Genomic DNA, 17,570 nt, shown 5'->3' on the forward strand with positions numbered 1-17,570 from the left:
ATTAATCAACATAATCAGCTTGTAATTTTTGTGCTAGTTTAGCACTCATCATTGCCCTTAATGCTGCAGGTTTTACTAACTTACGCATATAGCCCACATCAGCAGCATGTGCTTTTTCTTCAATACCGCTTTCCGTCGTTGCTGTGATCAAAATTGCCGGTATATAGTGGTTGCACTGTTGGCGAATATCAGCGATTAAGGTTAAGCCATCAGCTTGAACACCAACAGGAAGGTCTGCTTGATAACCTAATTGATAATCAACTAATAAAATATCAATGTCACTTTCATGATTAGCAAATTCCTGTAGCGCGCTATCACGAGAATCAGCGGCAAGGATATTACACTGCCAAGCAGACAATAACTCCACCATACCACTTAAGACATCAGGGTCGTTATCAATGCATAATACCGTAATATCTTTCAAACCCATACCTTTTACGGGTGATAGTTGCTTAGGCGCTTGAGTTAACTGACTAGCTTTCTCAACCGTGATGGAAAATTTACAGCCCTGATTTTCTCGAGATTGCAAACTCAAAGAGTGCCCTAATAACTTGGTTAACGACTGAGTAATATTAAGCCCTAAACCTAGTCCTCTACCAGCTTGACTACTTGGCGTATCTAACTGGGTAAATTGCTCAAAAACCAACACCTGTTTTTCTAATGGAATACCGGGGCCGTTATCTAATACTTGAATCGTAACTTTATTATCAAACACACGTGCACCAAGGAGTACCTTGCCAGGGCTTGCATAACGAAAAGCATTTCCCACCAAGTTTTGAATAATACGCCTTAATAGGTGCTGATCTGATTTAACCCACACTTTAGTGTCAACAAGCCTGAATTCAACCCGCTGTTCAACCGCTAAAGCAGCAAATTCTTGGGCCAAATCATCAAATAAATCATTCAGGGCAAAAACTTCAATATGAGGTTTGATATTGCCACTTTCTAAGCGAGCAATTTCTGCCAAGTCGGCTAATAAATTATTTGCCGCTTTTAGCGATCTATCAATACTATCAACTTGTCGCTGCTGAGCATGCGTTAAGCTACCTTGTTCTGATAACGCCGACGTGAATAATCGAGCAGCTTCTAATGGCTGCATTAAATCATGACTACAAGCTTTTAAATACTGGCTTTTAGCAATGTTAGCTTGCTCTGCTTTTTCATGGGCTTTCGCCAATGCTTCATTGGTTTTCGCTAAAGTAAGCGTTCGCTCATAAACTCGGGTTTCTAGATCTAAATTGGCTTCTTTAAGTACCTGCTCAGCCTGTCGATAAGCAGTAATATCTGAAAACATCATTACAAAGCCGCCACCAGGCAGAGGGTTACCCTCTATGCGGATAGTTTGGCCATTAACATGCTGACGCTCAGAGCTATGCGGGCTGCCTTTTCGTAAATACTCGAGACGTCTGAATACTTGGTTATCAATATCACCTGCACCACATAAGCCACGTTTCACATTGTAGCGAATGAGCGATTCTATCGGGCTACCTACATAAATAAGATCTGCTGGGTAGCCAAATAAATCTAAATACTTTTTATTCCAAGCCACCAGTTTAAGCTCTTCATCAACGATAGAAATACCTTCACCGGCATTTTCAATTGCGCTTTGCAGTAAGTTTTGCGTGAAGGCCTGCTTTTGACTAGAAGCATCTTCCACTAATACCGCAAGCTCATCTAAAGCAATGTCTCGACCATCTAATGCTGAAGACAGTACCAAGCGTGCAGAGGAAGCGCCCATCACCATAGCTAAAGTATTTTCAGTGTGCTGTAATAACAGTTGGTTATACGTGGCATTGCCCAGCTGTTTTCTATCATTTGAAGATTGAAATAAACTAAAGCTTGATTTCGCCTTCTTCTCTCCGACAAAACGTGACGCTAACAACTCTAGCTCTTGTACGTCTAATTGGCGCTTTTTTTCAACTTTGAGTACTGAAGGAGACTGCCATTCTAAAAAGAGAGATGCTTGCACACGCTCTTGAACACTTTGGCGACTAATCTGTGAAAGTGCCCACATCACAATGATGTTTGCCACTAAACTGAATAAGGTTGATGTGGTTTTCGCCGGTAGTAAACCCTCAGCAAAAGGGGAAGGATATAAACCAAATTGCGGTAGAAAGCTTAATGTTAGCCACAAAATAAAGCCAACCAGAATTCCAGCATATACACCTACTAAACTAGCTCTACGCCAATAAAACGCAACAACCAAAGCGGGTGCTAATTGAGCAAAAGCCCCAAACGCCACCTCACCGAAGGAATATAAAGCATCAGGCGAGGCCGTAATATACACACCATAACCTGAAAGAATAATAAACAGCACTAACAACTTACGGATATTGAGTAAGCGTTGTCTAAAATTGTCATAATTATTCTGGGCCACTTTTTGTTGGCGATACAGTAGCGGAAAAACAATTTCATTGCTCAGCATAGTACTAAGGGCAATAGCTGAAATAATCACCATAGAACTAGCAGCAGAAACAGCGCCAATAAAAGCCAGCAGAGTTAACCAAGTTTGGCCGCCAACACCGGGTAAAAATAACACATAAGCATCTGATGGCACGGTATCCCCTAACAGTAATTGCCCTGCTAAGCCTAACGGTGCAGCAAAAAAAGCAAATACTAAAATATAAACAGGAAAAACGCGGCGACCTAGCCAAGTATCTTTTTGATCTTTCAGTTCTACAACCATCACTTGAAACTGTCTAGGTAGAGCTAAAAATGCTGCCATGACAATCACTAGCATAGCCAGCATGGAACTGACGTTATTGACATTCATTTGCTGTTCAAGCTTCATACTTGCACCCGATTGCTGCCAAATGTCAGCAGGCGAATCAAACAAGAAGAAGCAGACAAATAAACTCACCGCTAAAAAAGCAATTATTTTAACTAGCGATTCAAAAGCAATGGCCAACATAACACCGGGATGGCGCTCAGTAACATCAATATTTCGTATGCCAAATAACACCGTAAAACCGGCAAGAACAAGGCTCACAGCTAAGCCTATATGCCAGCTAGACATACTTTGATCTATTTGTAGCTGCTGGAAGGTATACACCATAGCTTTTAACTGTAAAGCGATATACGGCATGGTACCCACAAAGGCAACTAGGGTAACAATAATGGCGAGGTTATGAGACTTACCAAAACGTGCAGCCAATAAATCAGCAATAGACGTTAAATTAAGTTTTAAACTAATGCGGATAATACGTTGAATAAATGGCCAAGCGAAAATAAACAGAATAATCGGGCCAAGGTAAATAGGAATGTGCGACAAGAAGTTTGTGGATGCTTGCCCTGTTGTGCCTAAAAAACTCCACGAGGTACAATACACTCCCAGTGTTAAGGCATAAATAATGCCTTGGCCTTTTTTCGCTAGTTGATGACGGTATTTATCCCCTAGATAGGCAATAAGAAACAACAAGCCAATGTAAACAAAACTAATACTGACTAACTGCCAATTAGGAAACATAACAATCCTCTATTATTACCTTGTACTCAAACAAAATATAAACACATCCTTAAAGACTACCAATATATCTAATCAGTTACATCCAGATAAATACGACTTTTAGCTATTTTGTCATTAAATACATACGCAATGGTTAAATTTTTTGTTAGACTGCACCGCAAACCAAGGAGTGTGATTTTTATTTACTGTGCAACGACAACAAAGCAAGTAAATATATAGTCGCTGAGATGTTGATGTTATCAACAAACCCTTTGAACCTGGACGGGAATTTATAAGCACTTAGCTGCGAATAAATAATCGGCGTAGGAATGGTTAGTGATCACATCACAGTCTAAAAAGACAACCTCCCATTGCCGGATCCCATAAACTGCCAAACATTTTGGCTATCATATGTATGAGATCTTTATGAAATTTACTAAATCCTTGCTCACATTAGCGGTTTCTTCACTAACCCTTTCCAATGCAAACGCTGTTGATGAAGCACCGCAAGATGATAATGTTGAAGTTATTACCGTCACCAGTGATTTTCGTCAGCAAAACCTATTAAAAACACCAACATCACTTTCTGTATTAACAGAGGTAGAAATAGCACAACGTAATGCTCAGCACCTTGAAGAGTTGGTTGCTGTTAGCCCAAATGTTACCTTTGCTAGCGGCTCTCAACGTGCGCGTTATTATCAAATTCGCGGCATAGGTGAACGTAGTCAGTTTAATGAGCCTATTAACCCGTCTGTTGGTATGATTATCGATGGTGTGGATTTTACAGGTATTGGCAGTATTGCCTCACTTTTTGATGTCCAGCAAGCTGAAATTTTTCGTGGACCTCAAGGTACACGTTTTGGCGCTAATGCCTTAGCAGGTATGATTAATATTACCACTAAAGCACCTACGGATGAGTTCGAAGGGGCTATAAAACTCGATGCAGGTAACTATAACAGCTACGGTTTAGGAGTAGCACTTTCTGGTTCAGCCTCTGATCTTGTTAATTACCGTTTTGCGGGTAACCAATATAAAAGCGACGGCTTTATTGAAAACACACACTTAGAAAGAGACGACACAAACAACCGAGACGAAACAAGCCTTAGAGGAAAGTTGTCTATACAAGCCAGTAATGATCTTACTATCGATTTAGCGGGATTTTATTTTGATTTTAATAATGGCTATGATGCCTTTTCATTAGATAACACCCGCGAAACAATGTCTGATGAACCAGGTTTTGACACGCAAAAAACTTATGCTTTTTCTGCTGATTTTACTTACCAAGGTTTTGACAGCTTCACCTTAAAAGCACTGGTAAGCACAGCTGATTCTGATCTTGCTTATGGCTATGATGAAGACTGGGCGTACGTAGGCATTTCATACCCTGAAAATATTGAAAACCCTGACTTTGCCTACTGGGAGTATTCTTCAACTGACCATTACTTCCGCGATAAGTCCACTCAAACAGTTGAGCTAAGAGCGTTATCCAATAACGGCAATGAAATATTCAACGGCTCAACAGCTTGGGTTGCGGGTATTTACTTTAAACAAGATGATGAAGACTTAAATCGTCAATATACCTATCTAGATAGCGATTTCATGTCATCATTTGATACCCAGTCAATTGCCGTTTATGGACAACTTGACAGTCAACTTAGCAAACAGTGGTCACTTACCACAGGCTTAAGAGTTGAACAGCGCAGTAGCGACTATATAAATTCAGATGGTTTCAATGACAGTCCTGAAGATACCATGTTTGGCGGTAAGTTAGTTCTTAGCTACCAGCAAACTGATGACAGTTTTTGGTATGGTTCAATCAATCGTGGCTTTAAAGCTGGCGGAGCCAATACAGACGGTAGCTTACCTGATGAACTACGAACTTTTGATCCTGAATATTTACTTAACTACGAGTTAGGTTATAAGGTTTCTTTATTGGATAACGCCGCTTATCTACGAGCAGCTGTTTTTTACATGGACAGAGAAGATGTTCAAGTAAAAAGTTCCAAAACCATTGTTAGACCTGATGGCAGTTCAGAGTTTATTGCTTACCTTGGCAACGCAGCATCTGGCACCAATAAGGGTATTGAAATAGAGACGAGCTGGCAGATAAATGACCTCGTTGAGCTATACGGCTCCCTTGGCTTGCTTGATACTGAATTTAATGATTTCATCAATGCCAACGGTGAATCATTAAGTGGTAGAGAACAAGCACATGCGCCAAACTACCAATATAATTTAGGTGTTAATTTCCAACCAAACCAACATTGGCTAGTGAATATCTCAGTTGACGGTAAAGATAGCTATTATTTCTCTGATAGCCATGATGAACAATCAGAGTCAGTGGCACTGCTCAATGCTTCATTAAGTTATTTAGGCGATAGCTACCAAGTCAAAGTTTGGGGACGTAACTTAACAGACGAAGATTATGCTAACCGTGGTTTCTATTTCGGTAATGATCCTAGAGATGGTTATACTGCCAAGCAATATACTCAACTAGCTGAGCCGCTTGTTTTTGGCGTGACGTTAGATTATCAATTTTAATACTATTAGCGCGAGCAAGGTGATATCTTCATACCTAAGCTGATTAACTAACCTGAGGTTTGTATAAGAAATTGTGCAACACCTATTAAATCAAACGCTTAGGATTGTTTGACATTTCTAGCGAGGAATTTTTGCTATATTCAAGGAAAATTTGCGCGTCAATAGCTGGTCTATTGCAAGTAAGTTTAACGAAGAAGACAGTAAAAATAACCGCTTGAAACGCTTTGTTTATGCAAATTTCAGGTTAACTACTTGTTCACGCTAACATTAAGGAATTAAAATGCAAATTTCGATAGAGCTAAGCTTATACCCACTTGCTGAAGCGCAATATAAAAATGAAATTTGGGCTTTCATAAAGCGGCTACGCAATGTTGACGGCTTGAAGGTAGTGACTAACGGTATGAGCACACAGGTTTTTGGTGAATATGATTTAGCCGTTAGCAAGGTCATGGCAGAAATCAAACATGTGCATAGTACAACCAATGCCGCCGTTTTTGTTTGCAAGTTTATTAATGGTGATCGCTCACAGGTAGAAGCTGAAAATTAATGATTGAGCTCTTCAATAGTTTTATTCAATACAGTGCAACACTGCCTTGGTTAGAATTAACGGCCATGTTGTTGTCATTGGCTTATGTCATATTAGCAACCCAAGGCTCTATATGGTGCTGGCCTGCTGCCTTTATCAGCACAGCCCTATACTCCTTTATTTTCTACGATGTTCTACTGCTCATGGACAGCCTGTTAAACATCTACTACTTATTAATGGCGGTTTATGGCTTTTGGCTATGGAGACAAAAAACAAGTTTAGATGAGGAGGTACAACCCAGCAGTTTTATTGTCATCTCCCACTCAGCAAGCTGGCATTTAAAAGTATGCACTGTGCTGACAATAATCTCGTTGGTTGTTGGTTATCTAATGGCAACATTTACCCCTGCTGATTTTCCAATTCTTGATACCTTCACTACAGTATTTGCGGTATTTGCCACTTATTTAATTACTCAAAAAGTACTTGAAAATTGGCTTTATTGGCTAGCCATCGACTTTGTGTCTATCTATTTATACCTAGAGAAAGATTTACAGCCTACAGCCTTCTTATTTATTATTTATGTCATTATTGCCAGTTATGGTTATTTAAAATGGCGAGAGATGTATTCAGTTCAAATGAATGCAAATCACGCTAAATAAATTCAATGAACATAATAGAAACCCTCAATAATTTACCCTGTTTTACACAAATAAAAACCGTGATTCCAATCGCTGAAGGTGACAGCAATAAGTGTTATCAAGTGGTTGAAAATAGACAACAGTTTTTTGTTAAAAGCGCTCCTTCAATAAACGAAGTTAATGCCTCGCTCAAGGCTGCTAAAAAACACCTTAGCCCAATCGTGATTTATCATGATCCGAACTGGTTGGTCACACAATTTATTAACGGGGAAAGTTTAGCGCTCAAGCAATGTACAACGAATGAAAAAAGATTGATTGCCATAAAACTGATGGCAAAGCTCCATCAGATAGATCACTCTGTTAAAGAGCTTGAACCTGAAAACCTGATGCATGAGTTAATGGCTAACATTGAGTTTTCAACATCTCAAAGGCAAGTGTTATTAGCGTTTGCTAACAAAATCAGCTCTAAGTTGATTCACACTGATGACCTTGTTAATTGCCATGGTGATTTAAACTTTGGCAATATCATAATCACCCCAGAAAATCATAGTGTATTAGTCGATTTTGAGTGTGTTTGTGCTGCCCCTGCAGAATATGATTTAGCGATGTTTATCGCGATAAATAACTTAGACAACCAATACATTCCAACGCTTATTGAACAATACAAAGAATACGCTTCTCAAGATATTAACCGTTCACAATTAGCGCACTTTTTATTGTTTAGTTACTTCATCAATGGCTTATGGTATTTAAACGCCTACAACAATACATATGATGAAAAATTGAAAGGCTTAGCTGAGCAACAATGGAGAAATATTCCTAATTTGAAAATAGGGAATTTCTTTTTTAATTAACCAACCCCCCCTAATAACTCACTCGAAACTACCATTACTACCATTACTAAAACCCCACTCGTTGTAACGTTATTTATAGTGCATTTGCACCATATCAAAACTGACTTAATCCATTTTAAACACAAAACAAAAATAATACCCCTATATTTCAATAACTTATTAATTGGCTTGTTATTTGCGTGATAATGCTATAACTAACAAATAACTATGTAGAGGCATTATGATAGTCTTTCTACCTATAACGTATTTAGTCAGATTACTGGGTATTAAGTTCACCCTCGCCTTTTTCGTCACCCTAATGTTAGTGTTCATTGGTGTTGTGCTCGCCACTAACAGCGCAGGCATCATAATATTTGCTATCATACTTACTTATCTATTTACGGGATTAACCGTAATTCTCTCCAACCAATTACTGCAATTTAACCAGCTAATCAATAACTTCAACCCCGAAGATTTTGACTATCGTACTTTAAAGTTTGATACCTTATTGTCAGAAAATACCATTCTGCCGCTCTTACTCTCTTTTCGTGAATTAACGCGCATTAACAATCAACAAAAAGATCAATTAAAAGAAGTGGGGCATTCTGCAACACAAGTTATAGAAACCGCGCAAAGTGTATCAAATAATGTGAAAAAGCAATTTGACGCAACCTCTTCAACCGCTTCAGCAATATTAGAGATGAATCAATCGATTTGTGAAGTTAGTGACAAAATTTCGGCCACTCACCTTTTAGCCCAAGAGGCTAATAACACCGCTCAAAATGGTCAAAATCAAATTAATGCGCTAACAGAATCAATTGCGGAGGTCACTGATGTGACGACGCAAACACAAGAAGGAATGCATGCCCTCGATAAACTTGCTCAAGAAGTAACCTTGATCACAGAATCCATTCAAACTATCTCTTCCCAAATCAATTTACTGGCATTAAATGCCTCTATTGAAGCAGCGAGAGCAGGTAGTTTTGGTCGAGGATTTGCAGTCGTCGCAGAAGAGGTGAGGAACTTAGCCATAAGTACCCATCAATCAAGTGACCATATCGCCAACAAAATCAGCATGGTCCTTAATAAAAGCAATGAAACTGTTGAGCACATGAAATGTGTTGTTGAAAAAACCAATATCTGCAATGAGAAAGCGGTAAGTGTTAAAGAGAATTTAAGTTCTATTGCCTTAGCAACAGATTCAGTACAACAAGAAACAGAAGTTGTATCTGTAATCGCTGAGCAGCAAGCCCTAGCGACCGAAGAAATATCACAACATATTGAGAAAGTCGTTCAAAGCTCAGAAGCCAACGCCAATACTGCCATACAAGCTGAACTGGTCGCCGAACATTTAAGAGAGCTAACTAACTAAATCTGCAGTTATTAACCCAACAATTACTGAGACCTTTATGAACTTTTATCAAATAATTTTACCGATAATCCTACTACTCATTATATTTTCTTTGCAATTTAATATTGCCAAGAAAAATAAACGTAAAGCACAGCAACAAGGGTTGAATAACGTTACCAGCATTAAAAAAATCATCTTTTTAATCCAGCAACATAGAGGGATGACATCGGCGTACTTAAACGGTGACAAAAGCACTCTTAATCAAATCAACACGATTAGGCGAAACATTAAAAACAGTATCAGTAACAGCAGTAGTACTTTAGATGATAATGAACGTTGGCAGAGCTTTCTTGAGCATTGGCAGCGCCTGGGTAACGGTGAAATAAAAACAAGTTCAGAAAATAGCTTTGCTCAGCATACCAAGTTAATCAGCAACTTATTATATTTAGTGGAAGATGAAGCTGAGAAGGGGTTGTTATTTTCGCAATTCTTACCCCAGTTTCCACAAGCGGGTTATGTATGGCGAGAAGTTATTAATGTCACCGAATTGATCGGACAAGCAAGAGCTATCGGAGTAGGTGTTGCCACACAAACCGTTTGCTCCAGTATCGATAACATTCGGTTGAGTTTTTTACAGCAACAAATCAGTGAAGTAATCGGTAAAGTATTAAACGACCTATATAGTTTGCCGCAATTTCAATTACAACATAACCAGTTAATCAGCACCGCTCAAACTCATGCACAAGCATTGATAAAAACCATTGAACATGAATTGCTTAGCCATGAGAAGGTTACAATTAACCCGCAAGAGTATTTTGACCAAGCCAGCTCTGTCATTAAATCAATCGATGATGTTTTCGAACACCAATTAATGCAAATTAGTGACGTGTTAGGAGTCATTAGGTAATGCATTGTAAAGTTATTAAAGGTGAAAGAAACTAAATATGGATTCTCTGCTAACCATCATTGTTATTTCTTTAGCTATTTCAAGCATTATCAATATTATATTGACGAAATTATCTATTTCTCACATTGTCGGTTACATCATTACGGGCGCATTAGTTGGCGGCCTTTTCACTAAAACCATTGATGAAAATCAGCTGTCACTTGAGTTAATTGGTGAGTTCGGCATTGTTTTTTTAATGTTTACCATTGGCCTTGAAATGTCTGTGCCTAAGTTAAAAAAACTGCGAAAAGCTATTTTTATAAATGGTGCCATACAGGTTTGTTCAAGCGCAATTATCATCTTTGCTGCTTGTTATTATTTGTTTGCTATTGCCCTCACACCTGCGGTTATCATTGCCCTAGCGTTTAGTTTGTCGTCTACCGCTATAGTACTAACATATTTAAAAAAATCTAAAGATATTGTTACTCCTTATGGTCAACAATCGATGGCAATATTGATTTTTCAAGATTTAGCCGTCATTCCTATTTTATTATTACTCGGCTTTTTATCGAATGATGACTTACCAATAATAGATGTACTGACAAACACGCTGATTTACGCAATTTTAGTGATTGTTTTTATGTTTACCTTAGGTAAGCGCCTTATTAATTGGCTTTTGCACTTTTCCACTAAAGCTAAAATGGAAGAGATCTTTTTAGGCTCAGTACTTACCATAGTACTCAGTTCGTCAATAATCGCACATCACCTAGGTTTCACCTATTCACTAGGCGCCTTTATAGCCGGTATGATCATTGCCGAAACGAACTTTCATATGAAGGTTGAGTCAGATATTGCTTCATACAAAGATTTGTTATTAGGTGCGTTTTTCTTTTCTATCGGCAGCAATATTGATCTTGGCTATTTTCTAGAAAATGTTCATATAGTTTTAGCTATTTTAGCGCTCGTAATGCTAATAAAAGCATTAGTCGTGTACCTTTTAATTCGTCAAGAAAGTAATAAAAGCGACGCGATAAAGTCTGCTCTTGCCTTATGCCAAGTCGGCGAGTTTTCTTTTGCTATTTTTGCCCTTGCCAGTAAGCAGTCACTTATTGAAGCACCATTAATAGACATTATGATTTTAATCAGTGTCTCGTCTATGCTAATTACCCCATTCATGGTGAACAATATTTATAAAATAGCAGCTCTTTTTGTCACTGAGTTTTTTGAATCGGACAAAATTACCCCTATCAAGGCCAAGGACCACTGTATTGTTTGTGGTTTTGATGTACTTGGACGTATTGTTGCTAAAGAGCTGCTGAAACTAAATGCACCTTTTGTCATTATTTCAGACAACCTGCAGCATGTGCTTTTAGCAAGGCAGAAAGGATATTCTGCTTATTTTGGACATTTAGATAAGCTACCAGTGCAAGAATCACTTAAGGTAGAGCAATCAAGCAGTATTATTGTCACAGTGAATACTATCGGCTCAAAAGTACTTATTTGCGAATCGATTATCGAGTACTTTAGCCATGCTAAATTAATTGTTAATATCAATTCATTAGAGGAACGGGAGCAATTAGCTCACCTACCGATTAAAGCCTATGTTCATGCACAACGTGAAACAGCCTCATTGCTAGTGCAACAGAGTACTTTATTAACTAAACCACTTGAGTAACAAGGCTCAGAGTATGTTTCAATTAAGAATACAAAGCTAAAACCAGATCCGTAATTAACTCGATTTTGAGGGGTTTAATGATGAGATATCATTACTTGGTTGTTTGTGTATAAAATTCAGCGATATATTGGCCACCCTTAATTTTAGCAATCAAACGTAGCTTATAACTATCGCCTTTTTTACTAGCCACATTACGTAAATGTGTTGGGCTTTCCCAATAATAAGGACTTTTTTGCATGCCAAGGGGATAAGGAGACATTTTATCCTCTTTATCAACTAGAAACAGCGTTGCACTATCTAATGGAAAGGTCGAATTTACTTCCGTCACACCCGCTTCATCAGAAATATTTACTTTAAATTCGCCTGATTTCAGAATACAGCTTTGATTAATAATATCACAATGACCTTCTGGCACGAGCTGAATTACTTTTTCTTTTAATGCTTGATTTTCATCATATATATCTGCACCAATATAGCCTAACAAAGCCAAAAAAGGAGCAACCATAAAAGCAACTTTAAGGTGTCTATTCATATTAAATTTCTTTTTAAAATTATTGTCTTATCTAAAGTAATTAGAACAAATCTGTGCTGAAAAAGAAAGGCTAGACAACATGTTACAAAGTAAGAGTCGACTAGCCTTTTATTCAATTTTGATAGGTTCGATACTTAATGGTCAAATATCAAACTCATCATTTTAGTGAGCGTGAGCTGCAGTAGTTTTACCTGGTAAACGCATATGGTCAACCATATCTTGTATTTCAGATGGAGCTGGACCAGTCACTTTAAGCATGGCAAACGCTACACCAAAGTTAACTAATGCGCCAACTGAACCAAATGCATTTGGTGAAATACCAAAGAACCAGTTCTCACCCATACCACCTAAGAATGACGTACCTGGGATAAACATAATGCCTTTGTGTTGGAATACATAAAGCATAGTTACACCGATACCAGCAATCATACCTGAAATAGCCGCTTTACCAGACATCTTCTTAGAGAAGATACCCATCATTAGCGCAGGGAAGATACTTGATGCTGCTAAACCAAAGGCTAACGCAACCGTACCAGCGGCAAATCCTGGCGGATTCATACCTAAGTAACCTGCAAATAAGATGGCAATCGTCATGGTTATACGACCAGCAAGTAACTCATTTTTCTCCGTCATATCCGGAACAAAGACCCCTTTCATTAAATCATGGGATACTGATGAGGATATTGCTAATAACAAACCAGCAGCTGTTGATAGTGCTGCGGCTAAACCACCTGCTGCCACTAACGCGATAACCCAGTTTGGTAAGTTAGCGATTGCAGGGTTAGCTAGTACCATAATGTCACGGTCAACTTTAACCATTTCATTGGTTGCTGTATCTGCAGTGTACTGTACTTTACCATCGCCATTTTTGTCTTCAAATTGCAGTAGACCTGTTTTTTCCCAGTCTTTGAACCATTGTGGACGTTCGTCATATACAAGGTTTTCACCTGCTGTTGGCTCAATAGTGTTCATTAAATTGAAACGAGCCATAGCACCAACCGCTGGAGCAACTGTGTATAATAATGCGATACAAATTAATGCATAACCTGCAGACTGACGTGCTGCTTGTACTGAAGGTACAGTAAAGAAGCGCATAATTACGTGAGGAAGACCCGCAGTACCGATCATAAGAGACATAGTATAAGCGAACATATTTAATGTACCGCCTAAATTAGCCGTAGTATATTCTTTAAAGCCTAAATCAGTAACCACCATATCCAATTTATCTAGTAAGTAAACACCGCTACCATCAGCTAACGTGCTACCTAAACCTAATTGTGGAATTGGGTTACCGGTAAGTTGTAGTGAAATAAATACCGCTGGAATAGTGTATGCAAAAATCATTACACAGTACTGAGCTATTTGCGTATAAGTAATACCTTTCATACCACCAAGTACAGCATAAACCCAAACAACTACCATACCAATCACTAGACCAAAGTCATAATCAACTTCTAAGAAGCGAGAGAATGCAACACCGACACCCTTCATTTGACCGATAACGTAAGTCACTGACGCAATGATTAGACAAACTACAGCAACAATACGTGCTGTTTTTGAATAATAACGATCAGAGATAAACTCAGGAACAGTAAATTTACCATGCTTACGCATGTAAGGAGCAAGTAACATGGCTAGTAATACATAGCCACCGGTCCAACCCATAAGGAAAACAGAACCACCGTAGCCTAAGAATGCAATTAAACCTGCCATTGAAATGAATGACGCCGCACTCATCCAGTCAGCGCCAATCGCCATACCGTTTTGAAATGGTGTAATACCACCACCCGCTACATAGAAATCACTCGTTGAACCTGCACGAGCCCACCAAGCAATACCGAAATATAAAGCGAAGGTGCCGAATACAGCGATATATGTATATAGTTTTAACTCATCCATGCTTAATCCTCCACGTGATATTTTTGATCAAGCTTATTCATTTTGGCGCCATACCAAAAAATTAAGGCAAGAAATGAGTAAATTGAACCTTGCTGTGCAAACCAAAAACCAAGTTTGTACCCACCTAGACGAATTGCATTCAGTGGCTCTACAAGTAACAAGCCTAACCCAAATGAAACTGCAAACCAGATTGCAAGACATATAAAGATTAGGCGAAGATTCTCCGACCAATAGGTTTCTTTATTTTCCACAATAGTCTCCTAGCGACGTTATGACCTTTATTTCACATTAGTGTGAGTATTTTTATTAGGCCTTTTTATTTAGTAATAATTATCAGTAAAAGTATGGATATAGATTTTCCCCAAAGGCTGCAAACTGCAGTGGCAAAAATCCATATTCAACTTTAACTATTAAACAATCTAACAAGCTTTTTTTTTTTCGGGTATTAAACTTTAGTCTAGATCGCCAGCTCTACTGTTGACTGTGCTAGTTGACAACTCTAAATTAGAACTATCTTAGTAGCTCATTAACTTTCAATGTTTTTATGGGCAACTTACACCTTTGCGCTCAAACCGGACGTTAGCTTTAGGACACCATTATGGATACAGAACTTTCTGAAATTTCGAGTTTTATTCAAAGTATTCCACCTTTCGACAGCCTACCTACGCCGGCGCTATCGCGTATTATTCGTGAATTGAGTATTAACTACATAAGACGCGAAGAAACCTTGCCTCCCAAAGGAATATCTGAGCCAAGACTGTACATATTACGTAAAGGTGCCATGAGCTGCCTTGCTGCCACTGATGGCTCTGAGGATGGCGAATTAATTGCTCGATTTGGCGAAGGGGACTTATGCACTGAATTTTGCAAGCAAGCACTTTACCCAAAAAACAAACATAACGATGTGCTCGCTAAGCCGCGAACAATCAAGGCTGATGAAGACTGTTTAGTTTACAGCCTAGACAGTGAAGTATTACGTGACATTGGCGATAAATACCCAAGTATTAGTGATTACTTTAGCAATAACTCCGCTGATCGCCTTAAACAAAAAATGTCGAAAATTAATGAAGATGCCATTATTTCTTCGACACTAATGAACACCTCTGTCAGCAACTTTTACCACGCTCCCGTTGCAGGTGTAGACGCAAGTAAAACTATACAAGAAGCAGCACAGCAAATGACCGAGCAAGGATTCTCTTGCCTAGTTGTCCTTGATAACAACAAATCGGTGGGTATAGTCACAGACAAAGATATACGACGCCGATGCGTTGCGAAAGGATTACCTATCACCACCAGTATTTGTGAAATCATGACGCGTGATATGAATACCATAGACATCAAAAGTAATGCTTATGATGCCCTCATGGCAATGACCGCAAAGCATATTCATCACTTGCCAGTAACCAAACAAGGTGAAGTAGTGGGTATGATTACCGTGACTGACTTGATGAATAATGAAGGTCATAATGCCGTCAATTTCTCGAGCATTATTCGTAAAGCGAAAAGTATTGATGACTTGAAAGAAATCAGTAATTTACTCCCTAAATTACAAATACGGTTAGCCAAGCTGGGTGCTAGTGCAGATCATGTCGGCAAAAGTGTCAGCGCTATCACCATGGCATTTACCAAACGATTAATTGAAATGGCCGAACAAAAGTATGGTACTGCGCCTGTTCCTTACGCATGGCTAGCGGCTGGCTCACAGGCAAGGCAGGAACAACTTGCTCATTCAGATCAGGACAATGCCATTATCATTTGTGACTCCATGAAGCCCTATGATGATGCTTGGTTTGAAAACCTCGCACACTTTGTCTGTGATGGTTTAGCCGCGTGTGGCTTTATCTATTGTCCCGGCGATATTATGGCCACCAACCCTAAATGGCGACAACCAGTGAAAGTCTGGCAAAAATACTTTAACGGCTGGGTTGATACTCCCAATCCCAAAGCTCTACTGAACTCCAGTGTCTTCTTTGATTTAGATACTATCTTTGGTGATAAATCACTCCTTGAAGCCGTGCGTACCAATGTCTTATCAAAAACGAAAAACAATAGTTTATTTATTGCCCATTTATCAAAGAATGCCTTAGGACTTAGGCCACCACTTGGTTTTTTCAGAGACTTTGTCCTCAAGCAAAATGGCAAACATAAAGCGACTCTCGATTTAAAACATAATGGTATTGCCCCTATTGTCGATCTGGCTCGAATTTATGCGCTTTCCCAAGGCATAAGTGCAGTAAATACTATTGAACGTATTCAACAAGCAGCAGGCACATCAGCAATCACCAAGTCTTCCGCTGAAAACCTTCTCGATGCCTATGCGTTTTTAGGTATTCTACGGGTGAAGCATCAAGCCAAAAAACTCATGAGTGGGCAGGAGGCTGATAATTACTTGTCACCCAAAGATCTTTCAAAGTTAGAAAGAGAGCATTTAAAAGACGCCTTTAAGGTGATAAAAACGTTACAAGACTCAAGGCAGGCAAGTTTCTAATGGTGCTCAATTCACTTGTACATTATCTAGCCGGCTATGAGGCAAAACGTAAACGGCTGTTAAAAAAAGCCCCTGAAGGTGCGCTAAAAGATTTTTTATCTGTACCTTTTCCTGCACTAGACACCCCCATTCATAAAGTCCCGATGTTAGCGCTTGATTTTGAAACAACCGGCCTAGACGCAATAGAAGACAAATTACTTAGCGTTGGTTTTGTTGCCATGGAACAGGAGCAAATCAAACTCAATACTTGTTACCATCAAGTGATTAAAACCAAACAACAACTCGAAGAAAGTAACGTTATAATTCATCACATTACTGATGAACAAAAAGATCGAGGAGAGAAATTAAGAACAGTGATTGAAGTACTACTCAAGGCATTAGCGGGGAAAGTCATGCTAGTGCACTTCGCGCGTATTGAGCGGCAATTTTTAACGCAAGCCTGTATTTTACTTTATGGCATGGCACCTGAGTTTCCAATCATTGATACTTTAGTAATCGCTAAACGGCAATTAGATAAACGTGATGTGGCGTACGATCCATCGGAATTACGTTTACCAAACTTACGACATAAATATGATTTACCCGCTCACCATGGCCATAATGCCCTTAACGATGCCATTGCCACAGCCGAGTTATTACTTGCACAAATCAAAAGTAAGCCTAAAGCCGATAAAATCCAACTGAAAGATTTAATTTTATAACCCTTCGACCAGCTCAGGGAAAACGGGTCTGAGGTATATATCCTGAAACTCCACT

The 17,570-nt window shown here is 38.9% G+C and carries 13 protein-coding genes; 9 read left to right on the forward strand and 4 right to left on the reverse strand.

Going from position 1 to position 17,570, the window contains the following annotated elements:
• Nucleotide 1: 1 nt before the first annotated feature.
• Complete coding sequence (locus AC27GZ_RS04580) at nucleotides 2-3,466, reverse strand: hybrid sensor histidine kinase/response regulator (RefSeq protein ID WP_487093694.1); 3,465 nt, start codon at nucleotides 3,464-3,466, stop codon at nucleotides 2-4.
• Between the two features lie 405 nt (nucleotides 3,467-3,871).
• On the opposite strand from AC27GZ_RS04580, the gene AC27GZ_RS04585 reads away from it, so the two are divergent.
• The 7 genes from AC27GZ_RS04585 to AC27GZ_RS04615 all read left to right on the forward strand — a co-directional run bounded on the left by AC27GZ_RS04585 (nucleotide 3,872) and on the right by AC27GZ_RS04615 (nucleotide 11,895).
• Nucleotides 3,872-5,986: a TonB-dependent receptor gene (locus tag AC27GZ_RS04585; RefSeq protein WP_487093695.1), complete on the forward strand. Its 2,115-nt coding sequence runs from the start codon at nucleotides 3,872-3,874 to the stop codon at nucleotides 5,984-5,986.
• A gap of 280 nt (nucleotides 5,987-6,266) precedes the next feature.
• Nucleotides 6,267-6,533 carry a hypothetical protein gene (locus AC27GZ_RS04590; protein WP_487093696.1) on the forward strand — a complete coding sequence of 89 codons (267 nt, stop codon included), beginning with the start codon at nucleotides 6,267-6,269 and terminating at the stop codon, nucleotides 6,531-6,533.
• Nucleotides 6,533-7,171, forward strand: a complete 639-nt coding sequence (gene pnuC, locus AC27GZ_RS04595; RefSeq protein ID WP_487093697.1) for a nicotinamide riboside transporter PnuC — start codon at nucleotides 6,533-6,535, stop codon at nucleotides 7,169-7,171. The genes AC27GZ_RS04590 and pnuC overlap by 1 nt, the downstream gene beginning before the upstream one ends.
• A gap of 5 nt (nucleotides 7,172-7,176) precedes the next feature.
• The gene (locus AC27GZ_RS04600) at nucleotides 7,177-8,004 is read left to right on the forward strand and encodes a phosphotransferase (RefSeq protein WP_487093698.1); all 828 of its coding nucleotides are present in this window, start codon (nucleotides 7,177-7,179) and stop codon (nucleotides 8,002-8,004) included.
• 220 nt (nucleotides 8,005-8,224) lie between these two features.
• Nucleotides 8,225-9,355, forward strand: a complete 1,131-nt coding sequence (locus AC27GZ_RS04605; protein WP_487093699.1) for a methyl-accepting chemotaxis protein — start codon at nucleotides 8,225-8,227, stop codon at nucleotides 9,353-9,355.
• Nucleotides 9,356-9,392: 37 nt separating this feature from the next.
• Nucleotides 9,393-10,241 (forward strand): nitrate- and nitrite sensing domain-containing protein, encoded by an 849-nt coding sequence (locus AC27GZ_RS04610; RefSeq protein WP_487093700.1) that lies wholly within the window; start codon nucleotides 9,393-9,395, stop codon nucleotides 10,239-10,241.
• A gap of 37 nt (nucleotides 10,242-10,278) precedes the next feature.
• Nucleotides 10,279-11,895: a cation:proton antiporter domain-containing protein gene (locus AC27GZ_RS04615; RefSeq protein WP_487093701.1), complete on the forward strand. Its 1,617-nt coding sequence runs from the start codon at nucleotides 10,279-10,281 to the stop codon at nucleotides 11,893-11,895.
• Nucleotides 11,896-11,986: 91 nt separating this feature from the next.
• Here AC27GZ_RS04615 and AC27GZ_RS04620 read toward each other — a convergent pair whose 3' ends face one another.
• From AC27GZ_RS04620 to AC27GZ_RS04630, 3 genes are all read right to left on the reverse strand, one after another.
• Nucleotides 11,987-12,427 (reverse strand): hypothetical protein, encoded by a 441-nt coding sequence (locus AC27GZ_RS04620; protein WP_487093702.1) that lies wholly within the window; start codon nucleotides 12,425-12,427, stop codon nucleotides 11,987-11,989.
• 162 nt (nucleotides 12,428-12,589) lie between these two features.
• Nucleotides 12,590-14,326, reverse strand: coding sequence for a sodium:solute symporter family protein (locus AC27GZ_RS04625; RefSeq protein ID WP_487093703.1), 1,737 nt, complete (start codon nucleotides 14,324-14,326; stop codon nucleotides 12,590-12,592).
• A gap of 2 nt (nucleotides 14,327-14,328) precedes the next feature.
• On the reverse strand, nucleotides 14,329-14,577 hold the full coding sequence (locus AC27GZ_RS04630) for a DUF4212 domain-containing protein (RefSeq protein ID WP_487093704.1): 249 nt from the start codon (nucleotides 14,575-14,577) through the stop codon (nucleotides 14,329-14,331).
• Nucleotides 14,578-14,924: 347 nt separating this feature from the next.
• Here AC27GZ_RS04630 and AC27GZ_RS04635 point away from each other — a divergent pair, with 347 nt between their 5' ends.
• Together AC27GZ_RS04635 and AC27GZ_RS04640 are read left to right on the forward strand one after the other, a co-directional pair.
• Complete coding sequence (locus AC27GZ_RS04635) at nucleotides 14,925-16,814, forward strand: putative nucleotidyltransferase substrate binding domain-containing protein (protein ID WP_487093705.1); 1,890 nt, start codon at nucleotides 14,925-14,927, stop codon at nucleotides 16,812-16,814.
• Nucleotides 16,814-17,515 carry an exonuclease domain-containing protein gene (locus AC27GZ_RS04640; protein ID WP_487093706.1) on the forward strand — a complete coding sequence of 234 codons (702 nt, stop codon included), beginning with the start codon at nucleotides 16,814-16,816 and terminating at the stop codon, nucleotides 17,513-17,515. Before AC27GZ_RS04635 ends, AC27GZ_RS04640 begins: the two co-directional genes overlap by 1 nt.
• Nucleotides 17,516-17,570: the final 55 nt, after the last annotated feature.

It is taken from the genome of Colwellia sp. SU-HH00943, assembly GCF_057546125.1.